The 22,666-nt window shown below is 69.6% G+C and carries 20 protein-coding genes and 3 pseudogenes; 13 read left to right on the top strand and 10 right to left on the bottom strand.

Translation table 11 applies throughout. The annotated features are described in order from the left end of the window. Positions 1-143 precede the first annotated feature (143 nt). Entirely contained in the window at positions 144-1,292 is a 1,149-nt protein-coding gene (locus ABZ128_RS04075; protein ID WP_356845909.1) for an acyl-CoA dehydrogenase family protein, read from the top strand. Here ABZ128_RS04075 and ABZ128_RS04070 read toward each other — a convergent pair. Both ABZ128_RS04070 and ABZ128_RS04065 read right to left on the bottom strand, forming a co-directional pair. Further along, positions 1,279-2,364, bottom strand: a complete 1,086-nt coding sequence (locus tag ABZ128_RS04070; RefSeq protein WP_356845908.1) for a sugar ABC transporter permease — start codon at positions 2,362-2,364, stop codon at positions 1,279-1,281. The two genes, ABZ128_RS04075 and ABZ128_RS04070, sit on opposite strands and share 14 nt — an antisense overlap. Beyond that, on the bottom strand, positions 2,361-3,584 hold the full coding sequence (locus ABZ128_RS04065; RefSeq protein WP_356845907.1) for an MFS transporter: 1,224 nt from the start codon (positions 3,582-3,584) through the stop codon (positions 2,361-2,363). Before ABZ128_RS04065 ends, ABZ128_RS04070 begins: the two co-directional genes overlap by 4 nt. A 230-nt stretch (positions 3,585-3,814) precedes the next feature. On the opposite strand from ABZ128_RS04065, the gene ABZ128_RS04060 reads away from it, so the two are divergent. Together ABZ128_RS04060 and ABZ128_RS04055 are read left to right on the top strand one after the other, a co-directional pair. Then, the gene (locus ABZ128_RS04060) at positions 3,815-4,573 is read left to right on the top strand and encodes a hypothetical protein (RefSeq protein ID WP_356845906.1); all 759 of its coding nucleotides are present in this window, start codon (positions 3,815-3,817) and stop codon (positions 4,571-4,573) included. Positions 4,574-4,716: 143 nt separating this feature from the next. Then, on the top strand, positions 4,717-5,415 hold the full coding sequence (locus ABZ128_RS04055; RefSeq protein ID WP_356845905.1) for a sigma-70 family RNA polymerase sigma factor: 699 nt from the start codon (positions 4,717-4,719) through the stop codon (positions 5,413-5,415). A 644-nt stretch (positions 5,416-6,059) separates the two neighbouring features. Here ABZ128_RS04055 and ABZ128_RS04050 read toward each other — a convergent pair. Further along, on the bottom strand, positions 6,060-6,875 hold the full coding sequence (locus tag ABZ128_RS04050; protein WP_356845904.1) for a sulfite exporter TauE/SafE family protein: 816 nt from the start codon (positions 6,873-6,875) through the stop codon (positions 6,060-6,062). A 373-nt stretch (positions 6,876-7,248) separates the two neighbouring features. After that, positions 7,249-7,779, bottom strand: a complete 531-nt coding sequence (locus ABZ128_RS04045) for a calcium-binding protein (protein WP_356845903.1) — start codon at positions 7,777-7,779, stop codon at positions 7,249-7,251. 546 nt (positions 7,780-8,325) lie between these two features. On the opposite strand from ABZ128_RS04045, the gene ABZ128_RS04040 reads away from it, so the two are divergent. Then, positions 8,326-9,099: a methyltransferase domain-containing protein gene (locus ABZ128_RS04040; protein WP_356845902.1), complete on the top strand. Its 774-nt coding sequence runs from the start codon at positions 8,326-8,328 to the stop codon at positions 9,097-9,099. Positions 9,100-9,150: 51 nt separating this feature from the next. Then, positions 9,151-9,451 (top strand): annotated as a pseudogene (locus ABZ128_RS04035) (ketopantoate reductase C-terminal domain-containing protein); the annotation flags it as partial. Positions 9,452-9,537: 86 nt separating this feature from the next. Here ABZ128_RS04035 and ABZ128_RS04030 read toward each other — a convergent pair. After that, entirely contained in the window at positions 9,538-10,074 is a 537-nt protein-coding gene (locus ABZ128_RS04030; protein ID WP_356845901.1) for a GNAT family N-acetyltransferase, read from the bottom strand. Positions 10,075-10,299: 225 nt separating this feature from the next. Beyond that, entirely contained in the window at positions 10,300-11,064 is a 765-nt protein-coding gene (locus tag ABZ128_RS04025) for a methyltransferase domain-containing protein (RefSeq protein ID WP_356845900.1), read from the bottom strand. A 438-nt stretch (positions 11,065-11,502) separates the two neighbouring features. Here ABZ128_RS04025 and ABZ128_RS04020 point away from each other — a divergent pair, with 438 nt between their 5' ends. The 3 genes and pseudogenes from ABZ128_RS04020 (at position 11,503) to ABZ128_RS04010 (ending at position 14,083) form a co-directional block, all read left to right on the top strand. After that, positions 11,503-12,231, top strand: coding sequence for an alpha/beta hydrolase (locus ABZ128_RS04020; RefSeq protein ID WP_356845899.1), 729 nt, complete (start codon positions 11,503-11,505; stop codon positions 12,229-12,231). 95 nt (positions 12,232-12,326) lie between these two features. Then, positions 12,327-13,269 (top strand): annotated as a pseudogene (locus ABZ128_RS04015) (polyphosphate kinase 2). 181 nt (positions 13,270-13,450) lie between these two features. Then, the gene (locus tag ABZ128_RS04010) at positions 13,451-14,083 is read left to right on the top strand and encodes an MBL fold metallo-hydrolase (protein WP_356845898.1); all 633 of its coding nucleotides are present in this window, start codon (positions 13,451-13,453) and stop codon (positions 14,081-14,083) included. Between the two features lie 299 nt (positions 14,084-14,382). On the opposite strand, the gene ABZ128_RS04005 is transcribed toward ABZ128_RS04010, so the two are convergent. Further along, positions 14,383-15,639, bottom strand: coding sequence for an MFS transporter (locus tag ABZ128_RS04005; RefSeq protein ID WP_356845897.1), 1,257 nt, complete (start codon positions 15,637-15,639; stop codon positions 14,383-14,385). A 46-nt stretch (positions 15,640-15,685) separates the two neighbouring features. Between ABZ128_RS04005 and ABZ128_RS04000 the strand changes: the two genes are divergently transcribed. Then, positions 15,686-17,110, top strand: a complete 1,425-nt coding sequence (locus ABZ128_RS04000; RefSeq protein WP_356845896.1) for a PLP-dependent aminotransferase family protein — start codon at positions 15,686-15,688, stop codon at positions 17,108-17,110. A gap of 76 nt (positions 17,111-17,186) precedes the next feature. On the opposite strand, the gene ABZ128_RS03995 is transcribed toward ABZ128_RS04000, so the two are convergent. Then, complete coding sequence (locus ABZ128_RS03995) at positions 17,187-17,852, bottom strand: NAD(P)-binding domain-containing protein (RefSeq protein ID WP_356845895.1); 666 nt, start codon at positions 17,850-17,852, stop codon at positions 17,187-17,189. Positions 17,853-17,930: 78 nt separating this feature from the next. Between ABZ128_RS03995 and ABZ128_RS03990 the strand changes: the two genes are divergently transcribed. After that, positions 17,931-18,275, top strand: coding sequence for a helix-turn-helix domain-containing protein (locus tag ABZ128_RS03990; protein WP_356845894.1), 345 nt, complete (start codon positions 17,931-17,933; stop codon positions 18,273-18,275). A gap of 80 nt (positions 18,276-18,355) precedes the next feature. Here ABZ128_RS03990 and ABZ128_RS03985 read toward each other — a convergent pair. Next, positions 18,356-18,520 (bottom strand): annotated as a pseudogene (locus ABZ128_RS03985) (pirin family protein); the annotation flags it as partial. Positions 18,521-18,614: 94 nt separating this feature from the next. On the opposite strand from ABZ128_RS03985, the gene ABZ128_RS03980 reads away from it, so the two are divergent. From ABZ128_RS03980 to ABZ128_RS03970, 3 genes are all read left to right on the top strand, one after another. Continuing rightward, positions 18,615-19,769 (top strand): tyrosine-type recombinase/integrase, encoded by a 1,155-nt coding sequence (locus ABZ128_RS03980; protein WP_356845893.1) that lies wholly within the window; start codon positions 18,615-18,617, stop codon positions 19,767-19,769. 213 nt (positions 19,770-19,982) lie between these two features. Further along, positions 19,983-20,174: a helix-turn-helix domain-containing protein gene (locus ABZ128_RS03975; RefSeq protein ID WP_356845892.1), complete on the top strand. Its 192-nt coding sequence runs from the start codon at positions 19,983-19,985 to the stop codon at positions 20,172-20,174. Positions 20,175-20,594: 420 nt separating this feature from the next. After that, positions 20,595-21,377, top strand: coding sequence for a tyrosine-type recombinase/integrase (locus tag ABZ128_RS03970; protein ID WP_356845891.1), 783 nt, complete (start codon positions 20,595-20,597; stop codon positions 21,375-21,377). A 437-nt stretch (positions 21,378-21,814) separates the two neighbouring features. Here ABZ128_RS03970 and ABZ128_RS03965 read toward each other — a convergent pair whose 3' ends face one another. Next, on the bottom strand, positions 21,815-22,318 hold the full coding sequence (locus tag ABZ128_RS03965; RefSeq protein ID WP_356845890.1) for a hypothetical protein: 504 nt from the start codon (positions 22,316-22,318) through the stop codon (positions 21,815-21,817). Between the last annotated feature and the right edge of the window lie 348 nt (positions 22,319-22,666).

The raw sequence follows: 22,666 nt of genomic DNA, 5'->3' as shown, positions 1-22,666 counted from the left end.
GGGAGCCTCCGCGCCCGACCAGTTCCACGGACAGACAGTCGGACAGACGTTCCCGTGAGTTCCCGGGAACCGGGAGGAACACGGTGGCGGATCCACGCACGACCCATGACGCGGCTCACCAACCCGATCACGAGCTCACGGAGTTGAGGAGGCGGGTCGAGCGTTTGATCCGTACCCGGGTGATCCCGCAGGAGCCGGTCCTCGACGCCGGCGGGCCGGCGGCCGTAGCGGCTCTGCAGGAACTACACGCCCATGCCCGCGCGGAGGGGCTGTGGGCGCTGCCCCTGCCTGCCGAACTGGGTGGCGCCGGGCTGCCGTTCTCCGCGTACGCGCAGCTCGCCGAGGCCGAAGGTGCCAGCGACCACGGTCCGGCCGCCCTGGGCTCCGCTCCACTGCTCGACGTCACCATGCTCGCGCGGCATGCCGGAAGCCGGGTCCGCGAGAAGTACCTGGAGCCCTTGGTCGCCGGCGAGATCGGCACCTGCTACGCGATGACCGAACCCGACGTACCCGGCACCGACCCCTTCCTCACCGGCACCCGGGCCGAGCGCGAGGCGGACGGCACCTGGCGGATCACCGGACGCAAGTGGTTCACCTCCGCCGCCGCGACCGCGGACCTGGTGACCGTGCTGGCCCGGACCAGCGGTGCGCCGGGCGACCGCGAAGGGCTCTCCCTGCTCCTCGTCCCCACCGACTCCCCCGGCTTCCGGATCGTCCGGGAGCTCCCCGTCCTCGGGGTGTCGGGGCAGTACGAGATCGAACTGGACGGAGTCGGCGTGCCCGACGACCACCTGATCGGTGCCGAGGGAGGGGCGCTCGCCATCGCCGGGGAACGGCTCGCGCTGGGCCGGACGCTGCGCTGCCTGCGCTGGCTCGGCCAGGCCCAGCGCGCCTTCGACCTCATGTGCGAGCGGGCCGCCACGCGCAACGGCTCCCGCGGGCCGCTCGCCGGCCACCAGCTCGTCCAGCAGCACGTGTTCGACGCCCTGCTCGCCCTGCGCACCACCCGTCCCCTGGTCCACGAGGCGGTGGCGCTGATCGCCGCCGGGCAGGACGCCCGTACCGAGGTCGGGCTCGCCAAGGTGGCCTCCGCCCGGATGCTGCAACAGGTCACCGACTCCGCCATCCAGGTCCACGGAGCCGCCGGGCTCGGCCCGGACACCGCCCTGCCCGCGCTGTTCCGCGTCGGACGGGCCGCCCGCATCCTCGACGGCCCGGACGAGCTCCACATCACGTCCGTCGCCCGGCGGATCCTGCGAGGCTACGGCCCGACGGCGGTCACACCCGGGTGATGTCGACGAGCCCGTCCAGCGAGGCGAGCCCCAGAGCCAGGAAGAAGTCACCCCAGACCAGCTCATGGCGTACGGCGAGGCCCTTGCCCGCGTCGTAGCAGCCGTCCAGCAGCATCCCGGCCTTACGCCCATCCCCCTGGCGGGAGAGATGGGCTTCCGCGAGCCGGCTCAGGATCGCGACGCCCCGGTACGAGCACGCGTCCGTCCAGGCGCCGGGGACCCTGGTGAGCTTCAGCAGGGCGACCGCGGTGATCGCCGCGGCCGAAGTGTCCAAAGGCCCGTCCGGGTCGGTGCCCTCGGCCGGTGGGATCAGCCGCCCGGTCACCACGTCGTCCTGAGCCACGAGCCGCTCGGCTGCCTCCACGAGGTTTGCCGAGCTGTGTGCAGTGACGTCCGGCCGCAGGAGGGCGTCCGCGATCGCGAGGAGCAGCCACGCCCGACCACGGCTCCATCCGGGCCTCGGGTCCTCACACGGACTCCACGTCCCGTCCCCTTCGTCGAACTGCCAGGCGGGTGGCCGCTGCTCACCAGAACTGCCGAGGCAGAGGGCGAGGTGGCGATCCAGATGTGCGGCTGCGGCGGCCGCCCCGGCCGGACCCGCACCGGCCAGGAGGGGCACCATGCCGGGCACGCCGTCCACGCGGGCCAGCATGCGGGGGCCGCCGAAGGCGCCGCCCCAAGGGACGATCCCTGCCACGGGGTCGAAATCCTCGCGGCAGGCGCGCGCCGCCCGGTCTCGCAGTACGGTCGCTTCTTCGTCGCCTTCGGCGAGAGCAGTCCCGTACCAGAGGATCAGGCCACGGGTCGCGGTGTCGGCACCTGCCCAACCCGCGAGTCGGGCAGTGCACTCGGCGGCGGCGCGGCGGTCGGCATCGTGCCCTGTGTAGCGCGCCCGCAGCCACAAGAGCCCGGCCCAGAAGCCTCCGGCCCACGAACCGCGCCCGGTGGTCGTCCACGAGCCGTCCCGGGGATCGGCGTACAGCGGAAAGCGAGCGCCCACCTCCGCCCCGGTCGACACGACCCGTGCCATCACCGCCGCCAGCGCCCGGTCGGCCCGGTCCGTGGAGCTCACGCGCTGTGCCCCTTGCGGTCCCGGCGGTCCTGACGTGCCCAGAGGAACGCGACGGCTCCGGCCACGGCGAATTCCGCGGCCACCAGGATCCAGCCCGCCCCGTACCGGCCGCGCTCCGCGAAGAGGCCGAAAAGCGGTGGACCGACCGCGAACCCGGCGAAGAACCCGGCCGCGACGAGCGCAGAGTCCTGACCGGCCCGCCCGTGCTTCGCGCGCTGCATGACCAGCACCATGGACACAGCGTTGCCGGATACGGCGAACACACCCACCGCCACGGCTCCGAGCCACACCAGCGGACCCGCCGACTGGGCAGCGGCCAGCAGGACCGCGGCCCCCAGCGCCCCCCACGCCAGCCACCCGGGCAGCCATTCGGCCCGTCCCGGAACGGCCGCCTTGGACCACCCCACCCGGCCTGCGATCCCGGTCACGCCGAGGACCGCCACCAGGGCACCGGCCACGGTCGGGTCCATGCCCAGCCGCTGCACGCCGTACAGCGACAAATAGGTGTTCACCGAAGCTATTCCGGCACCGAGGAAGAGGGAGAAGGCGGCCAGCCAGGCCACCATCCCCCGCGGAACCCACGATGCCCGGGGCGGCGACGCAGACGACGGAGCATCGGCCGGCAGCGACCGCAGCGCCCACACGGCCGCCAGCAGCGCGGCACCTGATGCCGTCCAGACCGCGACCCGCCAGCCTGACCCCGCGGCGAGCGCCGCGAGCGGCAGGCCGGCCACGAACGCGCCCAACTGCACGCCCGACTGCTTCAGGCCCGTCACGCCGCCCCGCCGGGCGGGGGGAACCGCGGCCAAGACCGCCTTGTTGGTCGCGGGGTTCGCCAACGCCTGCGGCACTCCGCCCAGCGCGACCGCCCCCAGAAGGACGGCGATGCCCCGAGCGGCGGCGATCAGGGCCAGGGCGGCAGTCGAGACCAACAGGAGGAGAACCAGTGAGCGCCGTGAGCCGATACGGTCCACGATCCGGCCCCCCACTGGGGACAGAACGGCAGCCGTCCCGAAGCCGATCGTCGTGGTAAGCCCCAGAACGGCAGGCGATATGCCCATGTCCGCCACGAGACGCGGGCCCAGTGCCCCCATCAGGAACAGCTGCAGCATCGAGAACGCCATGGCGCAGGTGAGGAGCGCGGTCAGCCGTCGCCTCGCCCAACCGCCCAACTCTGTTGAAGCCGACGTGAATTGCGCTGCCCCCACAGAAGCCCCCATTCTCCGGATGTTGCACAAGCGGCCCGACTGGGAAGGCAGTCGGGTGGCACGGTCCTCCGGTTCCCGTTCCCTCCTGTGCCGTGCGCCACAACCGACCGGAGCCAGTCGTACCAAGGGCGAGGACGAGGACTTGTCATGAAGTGCGCACCCCCCTGCCCTGCCCGGAAACCCGGTGCGAAGATGAACGCGCCATGAAGCCGGGCCACTGTTCCAGAGCCGCACGGGCTGCGATGTTCGCAGCCGTCTGCGTGCTGCTCGCGGCCACCGGCCACATCCTCATGTCGGGTATGGCCGTCCCCTGGTGGGCGCTGCCGCCCGCCTTCGCCGGGACGATCGCAGCGGCCTGGACCCTGGCGGACCGCGAACGGGGACTGTTCGCCGTCACCAGCGCGACGGTGGCCGTCCAGGCGTTGCTTCACGCCGGTTTCACCCTGGCCCAGTCGCTGATCCACCCGTCCCTGCCGGCCGGCAGCTCCTTCACCCGGCAATGGGCGGCGTACTTGATGTGCGGCGAGGGAGCGGGCAACCTGTCGACCCGCGAAGCCCTCAAGGTCGTCCATGACGCGGGACTCGGCACGCTCGTGTCCCAACCGCCACCGGGCCCCGCGATGACGGACGTCCACGCCATGCACGACATGCACACCATGCACGACATGGCGTCCTCGGTGGTCGGCATCGGCATGCCCGCCACCGGCCACGACATGGCCGGCATGTCCCCGACGGGCATGCTGGCCGCACACCTGCTCGCCGCCGTCCTGTGCGGCCTCTGGCTCGCCTACGCGGAGCAGGCGGCGTTCCGCTTCCTGCGTGCCGTCGCAGGCTGGTTCTGGACCCCCCTGCGGGTCCTCTTCCGCCTCCTCGCGCCGACGACACCGCACCTCCCCCGCGTCCACGTCCGCCGGTCCCGCCACCGCCAGGCACTGCCGCAACTCCTCCTCGCTCACGCCATCACCTCACGGGGTCCGCCGACGGGAGCCGCTGTCCTGTGACAGCCGGCTCCCCGAGCGAACGCTGACGGCACCGCGCCGTCGCGCCTCGGGCATCGGCCATGCCCTCCCGCAGGCCGTACCCCCTTCACCGGCCCCGCCGTGCGCGGCGCCGGACTCCCTTCACCCATGAGGACCTTGTGGCGATGACTCCTGCCCTGCCCACCCCTGCCCGTACGGCCGACCGGAAGACCTCCCGGCCCACCAATGGCTCCGAGGAGGCGGTGACCCGGCTTGCCCTGGACGCCCGCGACGGCGACCCCGTCAAGGCCGACCGCTTCGTACGGGCGCTCCACCGCGACGTCTGGCGGTACGTGGCCTACCTCAGCGCCGACACCCAGGCTGCCGACGACCTCACCCAGGACGTCTTCCTTCGCGCGCTGGCCGCCCTCCCCCGCTTCGAGGGCCGCTCCTCGGCCAGGACTTGGCTGCTGTCCATTGCACGCCGCACGGTCGTCGACAGCATCCGCCACGCCTCCGCCCGTCCCCGCCTGTCGGACCAGCAGGACTGGCAGACCGCCGCCGAGCAGGCCCAGCCCTACGGCGTCCCCGGTTTCGAGGACGGGATCGCCCTCGCCGAACTCATGGCAGCCATACCCACGGAGCGCCGCGAGGCATTCGTCCTCACCCAGCTCCTCGGCCTGGGCTACGCGGAGGCCGCGACCGCCATCGGCTGTCCCGTCGGTACCGTCCGCTCCCGCGTGGCCCGAGCCCGACTCAACCTCATCGCGCTCCTCACGGACACAGACCTGACGACCACCGCGCCGGAACGACAGCTCCCGACACAGACCGGTCGCAGCACCCACGCAGCCCAGGAACGCGTCCTCGCGGCGTCACGGGCGTGATGCCGGCATCCCTGCGGTCACCCCACGCACCGCAGCGTTGACCGCACTTGCACTGCGGGGCGGCCCTGGTCTCGGCCAGGCGCCGCCCCGACGCCAACCGCGCTACCGTAACGACACAGCTCAGCCTGGGCGCGCTTAACAGCACCTGATCAAGATGGGCTACAGCCAGCTACCTACGTGCCGCAGTGCGCGCTCATGCGCTCCCTGCCACGCCGCGGCAGGTTGGGCCATCCTGGTGACATGGCGACCCTTCCGAAGGCTCCATGTCCTTCTTGCTCCGTAGAATTCGAGCGCGCACAGCAGGACGCAGCGGCGCCGACCGCGGTGGAGAAATGCTCTTCGAGGGATGATGCCGTGAGTGACCGAGAGGCGTCGCTGACTGGCAATGCTGCTCCTGAGCCTCGCGTTGCCGGCAATACGTCCCGTACGGACTCTTCAAGCCGGTCCAGCGATACCTGGACGTTGCCCTTCGGCCTTGACCGCGGCTTCCTGGACGCGATCCGCTGCTGTTTGACCACGCCTGAACGTCGGAGACCTTGAACTGGATCGTGGCGTTACGACCGGCCTCGAACTGCAGGGGTGAGGCAGGTGTGCTTGCGGGATGGTTGCTTTGTTCACGAGTCATTCGGGAGGCACCCGGCCGTTCAGTGATGGCGGGCGAGCTTGACTGATGAGATGAGCAGGACCACGGCCAGTGTGGGGATGAGCACCAGGTCCGGGAAGACTCCCAGGAGCAGTCCGCCCAGCACGGCCCCGGCGACCGAGCCGGCGGCCATGAGGGTCGTGAAGCGGAGGTTGGCTCCGAGGACGGCGAAGCTGCCGTCGCGGCTGTAGCGGGCGAACGCGACCAGCATGGTCGGCAGGGAGACCAGCAAGGACAGACTCCCGGCGGTCTTGATGTCCTCCCCGAACAGCAACACGATCGTCGGGATCAGCAGCTCTCCACCGGCAACACCCATGATCGCGGCGACGACTCCGATACCGAACCCGGCAGCGACGCCGGCGGGAATCTGGGCCCAGAGCGGCAGGTCGAGGGTCCCCAGGGTGGTGGTGTGGGTGAGGACCAGGGCGGCCGCCATCAGGACCATCAGAGCGGCCAGGACCTTGTAGAGAGTGGTGCTGCGCATGCGGACCGCCCAGGACGCGCCGGCCCAGGCGCCGAGGAGGCTACCGGCGAGCAGGTTGACCGCGACAGGCCAGCGGGCGGCGACCTCGGCGGCCGGAACCGCGGCGAGGCGGGCGGGCAGCGCGACCAGGACCACGACCAGGCTCATCGCCTTGTTCAGGATGACGGCCGAGAGCGCGGCGAAACCGAAGAGGCTGATCAGCAGCGGCAGGCGGAACTCGGCACCTCCCAGCCCGATCATCCCTCCTAGAACGCCGATGGCTGCTCCCGCTCCGAACACCGCAGTTGCTGGGTGCGTCGGCCGTAGGGGATGGATGGTCTGGTCCGTGCTCATGACAGTCATCGTCGCTGGTGCCATGCCTCTGCTGCTACGGCACGCTCCCACCTTGGGGACAAGACACCGGATGTCCGCTCCTGATCTGTTCGGACCTCCGAGAACCGGCTACGACGTCCGCACAGCCTCTGCTCCACTGGTGAGGCCAGGTACAGTCGAAACTCGGGTTCCGGCACACCTTCCGTGAAGTCGTTCAGTCCTCCGTGTTCGAGGCTGGCAGCTCCGCAGCCTTTTACATCCTGCATCTGGCCGGCTCAGACGCAGGATGAAAAGGCTCAATGCGAAAGAGCCGGACCCGGTGAGACTGGTTCCGCCTCTTCGGTGCCAGCATTCGGGCTGCTCAGCGCCCGCTCGCTACTGAACCGGCGAAGGCTCAGGCTGGCAGCGAGACCAGGTGGTCGCCGGGGATTCCGGCCAGGCCGGGCGTGTAGTAATCGCGGATGCCGTCGGCCCACGAGGTCACCGTGATCCGGTCGCCGGCGTCCGGACCGAACGCGTCGAACAGCGCGTTGATGTTCGGCACGTCGAAGCCCCACGCGGTCATCAGGGCGAGGAAGCGGGGCCGTTCGATCAGGCCGTCGCCGTCCGGGTCGCCGAGGGTGGCAAGCGCCTCGGCGAACGCGTGAATGGTCGGACCGAACCGCTCCGGGTCAAGTACGGAGGCTTCGAACTCCCTGGGGCTGATCACGCCGTCACTGTCAGTGTCCAGCGCGCCCACCAGTACGTCCCACCAGCGGCGCATGCTGTCGGCCAGCGCCTGCCTGGCCTCCGGTCCCGAGTCCGTGGCGGCGGCCAGCACCCTCTCGGCGTTCAGCTCGAAGTCCTGGCTGTCGAGCACCCCGTTCTTGTTGGTGTCGAGCAGCTTGAAAATCAGAGCGGCACGCTCAAGGGCTTCGTTTCGCATGGATGGCTCTCTCTTGACGGTCGACCGGGGCCAGGGTTCTGGTCCGGCCCAGACCTGGGCGTCCTGCACGCCTGGGCCGGTGTCTCTCACCCTCGGGCGCAGTCCGCCCGCATTTCTCCCACAGCAGGGATCCATCACCCGGAAGCACGAATTGATCGGATGAGACGCCGTGGCCGGGAAAGCGTCGCTCCAATGGAGCCGAGGGTGCACTGACGTGCGTCAACGCGAGATGCTCTACACCGCGTTCAGCGGATTCCAGCAGCTTGGGCAGTGCGGTGCGGGCCGCCATTCCTACGATGCCCGAGTAGCCACCGAACGTCCTCGCCACAACGCAGCGAGTGACAGGTGCCGCTGTCGCAGGCCCCGGTCGCCGCGCAGTACTGCCCCAGGCACCGGCCGGACGGCGAAGCAGCACCCGCTGGCGTCGAAGAGCAACGAAACGGAACAGCAATGACGCATCGCAGCGCAACCGAATCCGCACCTGCATCCGCACCCGAATGCGGCGCGGCCGGACGTGATCGGGAAGTCGGTGAACGGTACGGCGATGTGCTGGGACACCAACGTCCCGGCGAGCGGGTCCGGCTCGACGCGATTGCCCGCACGTTCGACGCGCAGACCCGACAGCGGTTGGAGGCCGTCGGGGTCGCGGCCGACTGGTCCTGCCTGGAGGTCGGCGCGGGCACCGGCACCGTCGCCCACTGGCTGGCCGGCCAGTGTCCCCGCGGACGGGTCACCGCGACCGACCTGGACGTGACGCTCGTCCGGGAGCCGGTTCCGGGCAATCTGACGGTGCTGGTGCACGACATTGCGAAGGACGCCTTCTCCGAGGGGTCCTTCGACCTGATCCACGCGCGCGCCGTTCTGATGCACCTGCCCCAGCGTGAACAGATCGTCGCGCGGATGCTGGAATGGCTGGTCCCCGGCGGCGTGCTCGTGCTGGAGGAACTGGTCCACTTCCCCCGTCACGGACTGCCCACCGCCTCCCCGCTCCGGCGGGTCATCGACGCCTGGTGGGACTTGCTCAGCGCCTCGTTCGGCATGGACGACGCCTGGGGCGGTCGCGCACCCCAGGTCATGCGCGACGCCGGCTACGAAGACGTACAGGTCGCAGCGGACCTGCCGGCCTTCCATGCGGGATCACCGATCGCCGAGTTCTCCCGACTTACCGTCCTGTCGCTCGCACCCCGCATCATCGCCGCCGGAATGCTGAGCGAGGTCGATGTCCGCGCAGGCCTGGAGGAGATCGACGACCCCGGGCACCTCTCGTTCCCCCTCGCCGTCATCGCCACTTCCGGGCGCCGACCCGGAAGCCGAGGCTGAACTGAGGGGTCTGCCGCACGATCCGAACTGCTCACCGGGATCCGCGCGAACACCCGCGTCGTCCCGGACGAGAACTCGGTGCTGTGGGGCAAGCTGGCCTTCCTGGCACCCTTCGCGCTCCTCACCACCCGCTATCGCCTGCCGATCGGCGCTATCCGGTCCGGGCGACATGACGCGCTACGACGCCTTCCCAGCCGACGGCAAATCCTCCATGCAACGCGACGCGGAAGCGGGCCGGCCGCTGGAACTCGACGCGATCGGCGGCGCCTTGCTCCGGGCAGCAGAACGACACGGCATCCATGCGCCGCTCACGGCACGTCTGGTGGCCGAACTGACTGCCACTGAGGTGTAAGGACGCGAGGAAGGCTTGGGCCTCCCGGCCATCCGCAGCGGGTGGCCGGGGACCGGCGGGGATGGCTCCCCGCCGGCCCGCGCAGCCTATGCCTGGCGGAGCTCCGGCGCCGTGGTCATCCGGTAGCGAGCCAGCTCACCGCCGTCCTCGGCGGGCACGGTCTCGAACCGTTCGAAGCCGGCCTTTTCCAGGACGCGGACGGAGGCCGGGTTCGACAGTTCGACGCCGGCGACCACGGTGTGGACCCCGGGCGCGCCGAGGGCGAACGCGGCGAGTGCCGCGGCGGCCTCGGTGGCGTAGCCGCGGCCCTGATGGGAGGCGACGACGCCGTAGCCGAGCTCAAGAACCCCCTCGGCAGGCGGCCGGAACAGGCCGATCGAACCGACGACGAGGCCGGTGCGCCGTTCGGTGATCAGCCGGTGGCCGTATGCGCCGAGCCAGTCGGGGTTGGCTTCGAGAAGCCCTGCGATAACGCGGTCGCCCTCGGCGGGAAAGTCCGCGGCCCAGTGGGCCGGCCGGCGGTCACCGGCGAGGACGGCAGCGACGGCCTCGGCCGTCCACGTGGTCAGCACCAGCCGCTCGGTGGTGAGTTCGGTGAGGTCGTTCGAGAGTGCGAAACGCACGCTTGTCTCCAGATCGTTCGGAACGACCGGACCGCGTCGCGTCAGCGCGCGGACCGGAAAAGGGCATGCCGAGGAAGGCCGGTGACGGCCATATTCATCAACCTCCCTGATCCGGAGCCTTGTTCGCGCGCGCCTGCACGCCCTTGGGACCGTAGCAGAAGTCGTTCGGCCGCACCCCAACCAGGCAGGCTGTGCGGACGGCAACCGTCCTCTCCCAGTGCCGAGTCACTTCTTGCGAGCCGTCACCAGGGCGAAGGAGAGGTATTCACCTGCGTCCTCGGTGAGCATGTCGATCACGGCCTGCTGTGCCGCCGCGCCGTCGGGGCGCTGCTCCGCGCACGCCCGGGTCCACAGCAGCCAGTCGCGCCAGGCATCGTCCTGGAGACGGGCGGACGTGACATCGACGAGCCCGGTGATCTCCCACTGGAAGCGCCACCACTCGGAGGTGTGCCAGGCGATGGCCTCCCAGCCGACCACACGCTCGACGTGGGCGGGAATCGCCCCGAGGTCGCGGACCTCCCGGGTCATGGCGGGCGTGGCGATGCCCAGTTGACCCCCGGGGCGCAGGAAGCGCATCAGGTAGGGCAGGTAACCGTCCGCCGTGCCGAAGTACTCGAAGGCGTCGATACTCACGATCGCGTCGAAGCTCTCCGGTTCGAACAGCAGGACGTGCGCCTCCGCCCGTACCGCCTCGACCCGGTCGGCGACTCCGGCCTCGGCGAAGACGGCGGCCGCCTCCTCGGCAGCGATCCACCAGTCCGCGGCCACGACGTGGACCCCGTACTCGCGGGCGAGGAACACTGACGTGGCGCCCTTGCCGGAGCCCAGATCGAGGACCCGCATGCCAGGGCGCAGGTCGAGGTTCCGGGACAGGTCCTCCAGGAGCCACAACGGGTTGGGGCCCATGTCGAGGCCGACCAGCCAAGCGGGGTCGTAGCGGGAGGAACGAGGGTAGCGGTCCGGCCGTACAAGATCATTCAACGCGGTCACGGTCACGCACTCAAGCCGACCTCAAGGGCGTACACAAGCCCTTTGTGACGAACGGGCCACCGAGCCACCGGGCCGGGCCCGTCCGGATGCGACCGAGGCCCCGCCCGCGGGGCCGGCCATGCCGTGCGGTCGCGCCGTGATTCCGGCCCGCGAGGCGGGTTTGACTCACTTCTCCTCCGGCCTTCCCGCATGTGCGGTCGGGTCGACCATGCTCCAAACCCGCACCGCGCGTCGCCGAGCGCCGCGACGAAGTGACGACATAGCAGGCGAGTTGGGAAGGACCCCCTGTGGTACCTTCGGCGTCGCCGTGCCCGACCACGCATTCGAGGAGGTGAGTCCGATCAACGCTGTGACAGTCCGGGACTCCCTCCCTCTCCTTCGCATGGCCTAGCTGGAGGGAGTGCCCGTACGAGGCATCCCGAAAGGCTCAGAACGCCCATGCGCTTCATTGCCACGTCGTCGTCCGACGGCGTCACCGAGCAGCACTTCACCCTCGACGAAATCCCCGGCATCCTTTGGACACCCGACGGCCTCTCCGGCACACAGCCGCTGGTCCTGCTCGGCCACGGCGGCGGGCAGCACAAGGCGGCTCCCGGCGTGGTGGCCCGCGCCCGCCGCTACGCCGCCGAAGGGTTCTCGGTCGTCGCGATCGACGCTCCGCACCACGGTGACCGGCCCCGGGACGAGGAATTCAACCGGATCCTGGCCGGGCTGCGAGCCGGCATGGCGGCCGGCGACGATCCCGGCAGGCTGGTCGCGGGCATGCACGGACATTTGGCCGCCCGGGCCGTCGCCGCCTGGCGGGCGGTGCTGACCGCCGTCCGGGACCTGGACGCGGTGGGGACGGGCCCCGTGGGCTACTGCGGCCTGTCGATGGGGTGCGGGCTCGGCATCCCGCTGCTCGCTGCGGAGCCCCGGATCCGGGCCGCCGTGCTGGGCCTGCTGGGTGCGCAGGGGCTGGCCGCGGAGGCCGCCCGGGTCACCGTACCCGTGCAGTTCCTGGTCCAGTGGGACGACCGGATGGTGCCGCGCGACCAGAGCCTGGCCTTGTTCGACGCCCTCGCCTCCACCGAGAAGACCCTGCACGCCAACCCCGGCGGGCACGGGGACGTACCGGCGTTTGAGGTGGACGACGAGGTGCGCTTCTTCGCCCGGCACCTGCGCTGACCGGCCGGACTGCCAGGCCGGGGCTCGGCAGTCCGGCCCGGCAGTCCGGACCAGCGGCGTCACGCTCTGTAGCCAGCGTGCCCCGTCTCCCTGCCGTGGAGGGACGGCGCGGGCAGGCCCAGCAGGAAGCATTGCTCGCGGGCTTGAGCGTCGATCCGAGCCGGCCGAAGCAGCCGGTGCTGCTCGACGGGGCCGGAAGGCCGATCCGTACGTGGCGGGAGAACTATCCCTACGACCGCAAGCTGCGCCGGGCCGAGTACGAGCGGGCGAAGCGGATCCTGCAGATCGAGCTGCTGAAGCTGCAGCGCTGGGTCAAGGACACGGGAGCGCGGGTGCTGGTGATCTGTGAGGGCCGGGACGCGGCGGGCTAGGGCGGCACGATCCAGCGTTTCACCGAACGCCTCAACCCCCGCGGCGCCCGCATCGTGGCCTTGCACAAGCCCAGCGAGCGAGAGGCCGGCCAGTGGTACTTCCGGCGCTACGTCGCCCACCTTCCCGGCCCGGGGGTCTGCACCGACGCACAGTACGAGCAGTTCCTCACCCAGTGTCCGACCTTCGAGGCCATGCTCGTCGAGGACGGCATCGTGCTGGTCAAGTTCTGGTTCTCGGTCTCCCGGGCCGAGCAGCGCACCCGTTTCGCCATCCGCCAGGTCGATCCGGTGCGCCAGTGGAAGCTCTCCCCCACCGATCTGGCCTCCTTGGACCGGTGGGACGCGTACACCACCGCCAAGGTGGAGATGTTCCGCGCCCCCGACACCGCCCATGCTCCCTGGACCGTGGTGAAGAGCAACGACAAGCGGCGCGCCCGTCTGGAGGCGATGCGGAGCCTGCTGTGGCGCATCGACTACGCCGGCAGGGACGAGGAGGCGGTCGGCCGCCCGGATCCCCTGATCGTGGGGGCCGCGGACACGCTCCTCCGAGGCGGGTGAGGACCCCGCCGACCTTTCCCCCACGCCGCTGGCAGACCTGACCGGCGGCCCCGGCCACCACCCCGGCCGGCCACAGGAAACCCGCGCCCACCGCAGAGCGTCGGGATGAGGCGGGCTAGGAGCGTGTCTCAGTAACCGGCAACCCACGTGCGGCTTGTGATCATTTGTACGGGATGATCCCGATAGGCGGCGCTGTTCCAGCTGGTTGTCGCGCTGTGGAACAGCTGGATCTCCGACACATCCTGATCGAACAGGGCCCCGCATTCGACCGTCCTTGCCATAGTGGGCGCATGAACTTGATCAAATATGGTCACGCATGTGTGCGCCTGGAGGTGGACGACCGGGTGCTGGTGATCGACCCGGGGACGTTCTCAGAGGCCGAAGCGCTCGACGGGGTCGATGAGGTGCTGGTGACTCACGAGCACCCCGACCACCTCGACGTCGCCAAGCTCGTGGCGGCGAGTCAGCGCAACTCCGCGTTCCGGGTGTACCTGCCCTCGGCGGCGATCGAGTCGGCTCCCGAGCTGGGCGGCGCGGCGGTCGCCGTCGAGGTGGGGCAGCGGTTCACGGCGGCCGGGTTGGTCGTCGACGTCGTGGGCGGGGCGCACGCCGAGATCTACGACGGCCTGCCCGGCTGCGCCAACGTCGGTTTCGTCGTCGACGGCACGGTCTACCACCCGGGCGACTCGCTGTTCGTCCCACCGTCGCCGGTGGAGACGCTGTTCGTGCCGGCCGCCGCACCCTGGCTCAAGCTCTCCGAGGCGCTGGACTTCGTGCGGGCGGTGCGGCCGAAGCGGGCGTTCCCGATCCACGACGCCACGCTCAACGAGCTCGGCCAGGAATACTTCGATGGCTGGTTGGACTTCAAGGGCGGCACCGAGTACGCGCGCATCCCGGTCGGGGAGTCCGTGACAATCCGCTAGGAGCGTGTCTCAGCGCCGGAAACCCGCGTGCGTCTTGTGATCACTCATGCGGGATGATCCCGGTATGCGCGCTGAGGATGGGCTGCTGGAGGTCGAGCCGGTCGAGGTGAATCGACCTCTCCCCGATCTTGGCCGACTACACCGAGAAGCGGGGCTACCCGCCGTATGACCCCAGGCTGATGGTGGAAGCAAGGAGATCAGGGGCCCGCGCGCAGCGTTACCCGACGCGGTTCCGGACGCAAGGGCTCCGCTTCCGGTCGGGGACGGCGAGGCCAACAAGTACCTGCGGGTCGCCCAGTTCAGGGTGTTTCGCTGTGCTGGGCAGACAGTGTGGGCCGTCCATCACCGCTGGAGGGGTACCCCGCCTGCCCCCGCAATGCGGTACAGCGGTCGGTCAACGCCGGCTTGAGGGCGCAGAGCATGCCGACGGCGGTCAAGGCGAAAGCCCACGGGTAGTCGGTGCCGGCGGCGAGCCAGCCGAACGCGGCGGCGCCTGCGCCCATGCCGGCGTCGTACGCGCCGTTCCACAACGCGCTGACGGTGCCGTACCCGGCTACCGGGACGCGCGCGTACATCAGGGTCAGCGTGGCGTTCTGCGTGATCCCGAAGCCGGCCCCGAACAGGCCGGCCCCGGTGATGACGGCCACCGCACTGCCCGTCAGCGCCATCAGCAGGGTGCCCAGGACCGACAGCAGCAGACCGGGAACCAGCAGCGCGGTGGTGCCGTGCCGGTCCGAGTACCTCCCGGCGAGCCAACGAGCCATGGTGGATGCCGCGGGCTGGACGAACAGGGCCACGGCGATGGGAGTCGTGGCCGATGAGGGAACGGCGAGCGGCAGGAAGGTGACGACGATCCCTGCGGCCATGGCTGTGGCCGCGAACACCGCGGCGGGCCTGAACAGTTCGGGTCTGCGGAGCCCCTCGGCCATGCGGACGGGGCGCCCGGACTCGCTCAGGCGGGCGGGGAGGCCGAGCACTGACGGAATCGCGGCGAGCGGGGCCACAGCCCCGACGGCGAAGACCACGCCGTGGCCTGCGTACTGGGCCAGCCACACACCCAACGGCAGTGCCACCAGCGCGGGCACACCGCCGACGATGCCGACCAGCGCCAGGCCCTCGCCTCGCCGCTCGGCGGGGATGAGCAGCGCCGTCAACGCGCCACCCGCGACGACGGTGAACGCGAAACCCAGGCCGCGCAGCAAGCAGACCAGCAGGACGCACCACACGTCCTGGGAGAAGATCAGGGCCAACGTCGGCGCGCCCAGCAGACCGAGGCCCACCCCCAGGACGACGCGGTAGCCGCATCGGTTGGCCAGGGCCGGGGTGGCGATTTCACCGATCACCGTGGCCAGCATCAGGATGCCGGTGGTCAGTCCCGCTTGCCCGCCGCTCCCGCCCTCACCGCCGCTCGTGGCGTAGCCGGGGACCACCGACAGAAGAAGGTAGAAGCTCGTCGAGGCACCCAGGATCGATATGAAGCGCAGCAGCAACGCTCGGGTCACGAGCGGCCGGCGCCGCCCGTGCTCGGAGGGGATCGTTGCGAAGGTATCGGTCATGGCACGACGCTATGAGCCCACCGGCCCCCCGGTAAGCTCCAGTTGCATGCCTCCGGAGTGGTCCAGTTCCTCGCCCGATCTGCTGCTGTCCGTCGACCGGACCAGCGGCCGCCCGCTGCGCGCGCAGCTGGAGCACGGCCTGCGGGACGCCATCCGGACCGGCCGCCTGGAGGTCGGCGAAAGACTGCCTTCGTCGCGTGAACTCGCCCGCACACTGGGCCTGTCACGCGGCCTGGTGCAGGAGTGCTACGCGCAGCTCCTGGCCGAGGGCTATCTGGTGACCCGCCCCGGTTCGGCCACCCGGGTGGCGGCCGGTTCGGCGACGGCATCCGTCGCTGCCCGTCCCCCTGCCGTCGCCCCACGCCTGGTGGCAGATTTCCGGTGCGGGGTGCCGGACTTGGGATCCTTTCCGGTTCAGGACTGGGTGTGGGCCATGCGGGAGGCGGCGCGTGGCATGCCCACCGTGGAATTCGACTACGGCGATCCGCGCGGCGCCGCGGCCCTGCGCGAGGTCCTGGCCGGCTACGTGCGTCGGGTGCGCGCCGCCGCGGCCGGCCCCGAGCACATCGTCGTCTGCAACGGCTACGCGCAGGGCCTCGGCCTCGCCCTGCGCACCCTCGCCGACATCGGCGTGCAGGAGGTGGCGTTCGAGGACCCCGGCTCGCCCGGGACCGTGACCGCGGCGGCAGGCATGGCGGGCATGCGGGCGGTCCCCGTACCCGTCGACGAGCACGGCATCGACGTCCGGGCGCTGTCGGCAACCGACGCCCGGGCCGTGGTGGTCACCCCCGCCCACCAGTGGCCCACCGGCGTCGCCCTCGCGCCGGAACGCCGGCTCGCCCTGCTCGCGTGGGCCAGGGACCACGACGCCTTCGTCATCGAGGACGACTACGACGCCGAATTCCGCTACGACCGCGAACCCGTCGGCGCGCTCCAGGGCTTGGAGCCCCACCGGGTCATCGGGCTGGGCACGGTCAGCAAGTCCCTCGCCCCGGCCCTGCGCATCGGATGGATGATCTGCCCGCCGCACCTGACCGACGCCCTGGCCGAGGAGAAACACCGCAGCGACCGCGGCGGCCCCGCCCTCGACCAGCACGCCCTGGCCATACTCATCGAGTCCGGGCGCTTCGACCGCCACCTGCGCCGCATGCGCGCCACCTACGCCGCCCGCCGCACCGCTCTGCTCGCCGCCGTCGCCGAACACGCCCCCGGGCTGCCGGTCACAGGCCTCGCGGCAGGCTTCCACGCCGTGGCCCACCTCCCGGCCCATGCCACCGAAGACGAGGTCATCGCCGCTGCCCGCACCCGCGCGGTCGGTCTCTACGGGATGAGCTCCTGCCGGGCTGGGCACACCGAGGCGCCCGCCCAACTCGTCCTGGGGTTCGGCAACGTCAGCGAACGAGGCATCGCGGCAGGCATCGCCGCCATCGGCGACCTGCTCACCCGACCACTGGACGACACCCCCCGATGACCCGCACGATCCCCGGCCTGGCGGCCACCACCGGCCGCTTCTGCCGCCGGCAGGCAACTGACGGGACCGACCTGCGTCACACCTCCGCCCCGTCTCCTCCGACGCCCGTCGCGAACGCGAGAGGCGGCGCGATCGCCTGGGCGTCCGCCCCCTCCCCGACCCACAGCCCGATGAAGAGCGCGGCCGTCGCCTCCAGCAGGGCCGCCCGCTCCAAGCCTCCGCCGGCCACCGGTACGCAGCCCGCAGCCCGGACCAGCTCCTCCACCACGGCCAGAGCCGACGCCTCGTCACCGCACAGCGGAACAGCCAGCGGGCGCCGGTCGAAGACCGGCGGGTCCATCCGCCAGACACCCTCGTGGCAGAGGTTGAAGGCCTTGACGACCCGCGCTCCCGGCGCGGCGCCCGCCAGACGCAAGGCCGCCGAGGGCCCGCCGTCCGTCAGCAGCCGGAAACCCGGACCGACCGGGTTGGAGCAGTCGATCAGCACCCGCCCGTCCAGCCGCTCCCGCACCCTGGTGACGACCTCCACGCCGGCGCCGTACGGGAGCGCGGCCAGCACGACCTCGCCGAAGCCCGCCGCCTCGCTCAGGCTGCCGTGCCGCGCGTCGCCGCCCAGCCGGCCCGCGAGGTCCCGTGCCCTGACCTGGTCCCGGCCCCCTACCAGCACCTGATGTCCTGCTCGTGCCCAGTGCCCGGCGAGAGCCTGCGCCATGTTCCCCGTCCCCAGCACACCGATCCTCACGTCTACGTCCCTTCTCCGCGCCCGTTCCCGGCGCTCTCGGTAAGGACACTAGGAAGTCGTTCGGGCACCATCTGGTACGTGGAATCCGACGCATACCTGGCCGACTGCCGCGCTCGCCTCGCCTTCGACCTCCTCGCCAACACCTGGAACTCCGTGGTGCTCTGGTCCCTGCGGGACGGCCCCACCCGCCACGGCGAGCTCCGGGAGAAGATCGGCGGAATCAGCTCCAAGGTCCTCACCGAAACCCTGCGCCGCCTGGAGTTCAACGGGCTCGTGGAACGCCGGACGAGCGGAACCCCCCGCATCGCCTACGCCCTCACACCCCTCGGACAGAGCCTGCTCGGCCCGATCGACGCGTTCGGGGCGTGGGCCTTCGAGCACGGCGACCAGGTGCTGGCCGCCCAGGAGCGCCACGGCGGTTGAGCGCCCCGCCCTGACAGACTGGCCTCTGGAGCCCAGTGCTTGCTGCCGCCGCCTGGGCCCGGCGGCCCGGGCAGTTCAGGTCAACGCACCCTTCCCCTGGGCTTCAGGTGGGTCGGAGGGAGCTCGGGAGCCGGAATCGGAGGGCCGTCGTAGCCCTTCACTTCACCGAATCGGGACCCGTTCATCCAGTCCTCGCGGGCCTGGGCGATGTCCTCGTGCGAGCGGCCGATCCAGTTCCAGAACATTTCGCTCCAGGGTCGCGTTTTCGCAGGTCAACAGGGTTCCGGATCGCTGACGGTCAGCAAACTGTCAGCATCGGCATCCGAGGAGTCTGCAGCAGTGGCCGCCAAAACGCTCGCGCGAGGAATGGGCAGCTTCTTCAAGGAGTGCGAGCACTCCCCTTCCCGGTGGGCGAAGTGCCCCCACCCCTACAAGATCCGCTATCGGGACACCCTCGGGAGACAGGCCGAGGAGTCAGGGTTCGCCACGCAGGACGAGGCGATCGACCGTTTGACCACTGTCTACAAGGCCAGGAAGGCAGCGCCGAGGCAGGACGCCAAGGCCGAGCGCATCGCGAAGTACGGGCAGATGCAGCTCCGGGAGTACACGACGGAGTGGAAGGACGGCCAGCGACACCTGGCGCCGGCGTCCCTCAGCCACCTGGATTCGCTCCTGCAGCACCACATCTTCCCAGCCCTCGGAAGCCGCAGGATGAGCAGCTTCGACCACAAGGTCGTCGACGGGTTCATCCGCACCATGGAACGGAACGGCGTCGGCCTGGCAGCCCAGTCCAACGCCTACGACAAGTTGAAGTCGATCCTCCTCGACGCGCATCGCCTGGGACTCTTTGACGACAACCCGCTCGCCGGAGTCAAGCCTCCCCAGTACGACCCCAAGCGGGCCGTGATCCCCTCTCCTGAGCAGCTTCAGGCCGTGCGCGTCGCCGGCGACGACACCCTCACGCTCGTGGTGGACCTGATGAGCGGCTGTGGCCTCCGCAACGGCGAGGCGGCCGCAGTCAATCTCAGGAACCTCGTAGCTGACGACGTGTACCGCGTGACGGAGCAGGTCAACCAGACCACGAAGACGTACGACCGCCTCAAACACCGAAAGGCCGGCGAGTACCGGGACGTCCCGCTTCCGGCACGGACGAGGAGCACCATCGAGTGGTACGCCGAAACGTACGGCAACGTCGACGGCTACCTACTTCGCCACCCGCGTGACCCTACGCGGCCCTTTCAGCCCTACCTGCTGCAGAACCAGTGGCAGCGCCTGAAACGACGGGGTGACCTAGACATACCCGACGGCATGGTCATCTACAGCATGCGCCACTTCTTCGCCTCGAACTGCCTGCGGCACAACATCCCGATCACGGACGTGGCCGAGTGGATGGGCCACAACAGCATCGAGATCACATTCAAGATCTATCGTCACCTCATGCCCGGCTCGATCGGTACCGCGGCCAAGCTCCTGGACCTGGGGCTCACCGCCTGAGCCAAGGTTCGTACCGCCGAAACCTGTGGCGGCGACCGTTCCTGCCGACCGCTCAAGACCCGAGATCAGAGACGTAGGCCTCCGCCCGTCGAGCGCAGGCATCCGGCGCACAGGACGCCCTCCCTATATAGCCGACGATCCCCGGTTTCCGAAACCGGGGATTCTGCGGACTATGGCACCACAAGGACGCCTGTCCGCGACGAAGGGAGCACCATGCCAGCGCAGTTCATGACGGCTAAGGAACTGGCCGAACACCTGAATATGTCGATCCCCTGGGTATACCGGGAGGCGGCCCGCGCTGGTCTGGCGGCGTACAAATTCGGCACGGGCCGCAATGCCAAGATTCAGTTCCGCGTATCAGAGGTCCAGATATGGATCGACCAGCAGAAGGTCTCACTCGACTGAGGGACGAAAGGAGGTAATGGAGCGCACGCAAGGAAGCCGGATAGAAAAGCCGTGACAGCAAGACCCTTGGCCCGCGGAATGGGAACGTTCTTTAAAGTTTGCGACCATCCACAGAATAGATGGTCAAAATGTTCTCATGATTACAAAATTCGATACCGCAACCCATCCGGGCGTCAAACGCAGGAGTCCGGATTCGCCACCCAAGATCTAGCCATAAGGAGGCTCACCGAGGTATACCAAGCAAAGAAGGGAACACGAAGCCAGTCGAAGGCGGAACGTGCCACAAGATACGGACGGATGACGTTCAATGAATACGCTAACGAATGGCGTGCAGGTCAGCGACATCTAGCCGAATCCTCTGTTAGGCAACTCGACTCTCTCCTCGTCCACCACCTGCTACCATTCTTCGGCAGTCGGCGAATGGAAACGTTCGACCACAAAGTGGTGGATGAATTCGTACGGCACATGGAAGCGCACGAGGTAGGAGCCGCAGCACAGTCAAACGCTTTTGACAAGCTCGCCACCATCCTCCTCGATGCCCACCGCCTGGGAATCTACGAAGAGAATCCGATAATAGGGGTCCAGCACCCTCAATATTCTCCCGGGCGCGCCGTGATCCCAACAGCTCCCCAGCTGGCTGCACTCCGCAGCCAGGGTGACGACTCTTTTCGCCTGCTCGTAGACCTGATGAGTGGCTGCGGTCTACGCAACGGCGAAGCTGCCGCGGTCAACATCAATAACATCGTGGCCGACGACGTCTATCGAGTCTCCGAGCAGGTGAACCAGACCACAAAGACGTACAGCCCGCTCAAACACAGAAAGAAGGGAGAATACCGCGACGTCCCACTGCCGGGCCGCATCAGAGAAACGATCGAGTGGCACGCCGAGAGGTACGGCACCACCGGCGGCTACCTACTACGGCACCCCAAGGACAAAACCCAAGCATTCCTGCCGTATTTCTTTCAGAACCAATGGCAACGACTCCGTAAGGCACAAGCTCTCGACGTCCCCGATGGCATGGTCATCTACAGTCTTCGTCACTTCTTCGCGTCGAACTGTCTGAGCCATGGCATCGCGATCACGGATGTCGCGGAGTGGATGGGGCACAAAAGCATCGAGATCACATTCAAGACCTACCGACACCTCATGCCTGGCACCCTGGGGCAAGCCGCCAAGCTGCTCGACCTCGGCCTGGCGGCTTGATTCCCCACCGAGATTCGACCTCCGGAGCAAACTGGCGCGCCGACCACAGGAGGGCGCCGGCGACACCGCCCGCGCTGCCGGGGCACGGGCGCTGCGGCGGCAGCCGGACCAGGGCGACCGGAGTGCCTCGACTCTCCATCCCTGGGGGCCTGGTGGGGTGGCCGCCCAGCATGGTGTTGATGGTCGCGATCCGGGTCGGACAGTCGTCCTCCTCGGGCGTTTTCGGGTCGGCATCACCCTCGGGTTGTCTTCGCCACCCGTCTGACTAGGGACGGAAGGTTGCAGTCGTTTGGGCATCGCTGTCGTCTGCCGTGGGCGAATCAGGCACTAGCTGACTCGGCGCCTATAGAAGGGGGACGCGCCGGGGGCATGCCGAGCGCGACTCCCTCGGCTGCCTGCGAGCTGAAGGTCAACACCAGCATGTCTCGCTTGCATGATCAGAACGGGTGTCGACCGACCCGCGCCTCGGTGGCCACCTCGGCGATGATGCCCAGCATGCCTGCAAGGGTGCCTGTGTACGCGTGCACCTGTTCTCGGGCTCGCGCCTCCATGCCTTCGGGGGCGGCGAAGAAGCCGGGGGTCGTACCTTCGGGTTGCTGCCGGCTTCGCGCCGCCTCGTACTGCGCCCAGTCGGCCCGGTGCACCCTGCGCACTTCGAGGAGGTCCTCTTCGCGGACCTGCTCGGCGCGGAGCCGTGCCGTCAGCCGCTGAGCGGCCACCTTGAGCACGATGGAATCGGTCACCGTCAAGGGCATGTCCGGTCGGCCGATGCCTCGTTCCAGCAGGGGCACGCCGGCAGTCCGCCATGGCGAGCACAGAGCCGTGAGCGCCGAGTGCAGCTTCTCCCAGTCCGGTATACGGGTCCGCTCCCCCTCCTCGATGAGCAGCTGGACGGTGCGGCGCTGCTGGTACGTGGCGGAGGGGTGGGCGAACTGCTCCACGATGCGCCGAGCGTTCTCCTGCCGCCGGGCCCTGTTCGTCTTGCCGGTGGTCTGCGCGTACGTGCGAAGCGCCCTGCGCGCCTGCGTGACCGGGACGACGGTGTCAGTGGTGAGCAGACGAACAGCACCACCGGAATCATGGTGTGGTGGGGGATCCGCTTGAGCGGGGACCGCTCGCGGGCTCGCAGCAGTTCGCCGAACAGCCGGCGCTGGACCGCAGGGAACACGCCGGGGTCTCGACCGTGCTGCATGGATTTGTGGAACTCGGGTGCGGCGAGAAGTCCAACCTCCACCCAGTCGGTGATCATCCTGGCGGAGACCCGCTCGACTCCAAGGGCTTCCGCATCG

Source organism: Streptomyces sp. NPDC006326, from assembly GCF_040612915.1.
GTDB lineage: Bacteria > Actinomycetota > Actinomycetes > Streptomycetales > Streptomycetaceae > Streptomyces.
This window is presented reverse-complemented; position numbering and strand designations above follow the sequence as displayed.

Bases quoted from the DNA above. Each gene is read 5' to 3' on its own strand.
- ABZ128_RS04005 (WP_356845897.1), bottom strand. From the start codon at position 15,639: ATGACCGATACCTTCGCAACGATCCCCTCCGAGCACGGGCGGCGCCGG.
- ABZ128_RS04045 (WP_356845903.1), bottom strand. From the start codon at position 7,779: ATGCGAAACGAAGCCCTTGAGCGTGCCGCTCTGATTTTCAAGCTGCTC.
- ABZ128_RS04050 (WP_356845904.1), bottom strand. From the start codon at position 6,875: ATGAGCACGGACCAGACCATCCATCCCCTACGGCCGACGCACCCAGCA.
- ABZ128_RS04020 (WP_356845899.1), top strand. From the start codon at position 11,503: ATGCGCTTCATTGCCACGTCGTCGTCCGACGGCGTCACCGAGCAGCAC.
- ABZ128_RS03970 (WP_356845891.1), top strand. From the start codon at position 20,595: ATGGAAACGTTCGACCACAAAGTGGTGGATGAATTCGTACGGCACATG.
- ABZ128_RS04000 (WP_356845896.1), top strand. From the start codon at position 15,686: ATGCCTCCGGAGTGGTCCAGTTCCTCGCCCGATCTGCTGCTGTCCGTC.
- ABZ128_RS03975 (WP_356845892.1), top strand. From the start codon at position 19,983: ATGCCAGCGCAGTTCATGACGGCTAAGGAACTGGCCGAACACCTGAAT.
- ABZ128_RS04010 (WP_356845898.1), top strand. From the start codon at position 13,451: ATGAACTTGATCAAATATGGTCACGCATGTGTGCGCCTGGAGGTGGAC.
- ABZ128_RS04065 (WP_356845907.1), bottom strand. From the start codon at position 3,584: ATGGGGGCTTCTGTGGGGGCAGCGCAATTCACGTCGGCTTCAACAGAG.
- ABZ128_RS04060 (WP_356845906.1), top strand. From the start codon at position 3,815: ATGTTCGCAGCCGTCTGCGTGCTGCTCGCGGCCACCGGCCACATCCTC.
- ABZ128_RS04055 (WP_356845905.1), top strand. From the start codon at position 4,717: ATGACTCCTGCCCTGCCCACCCCTGCCCGTACGGCCGACCGGAAGACC.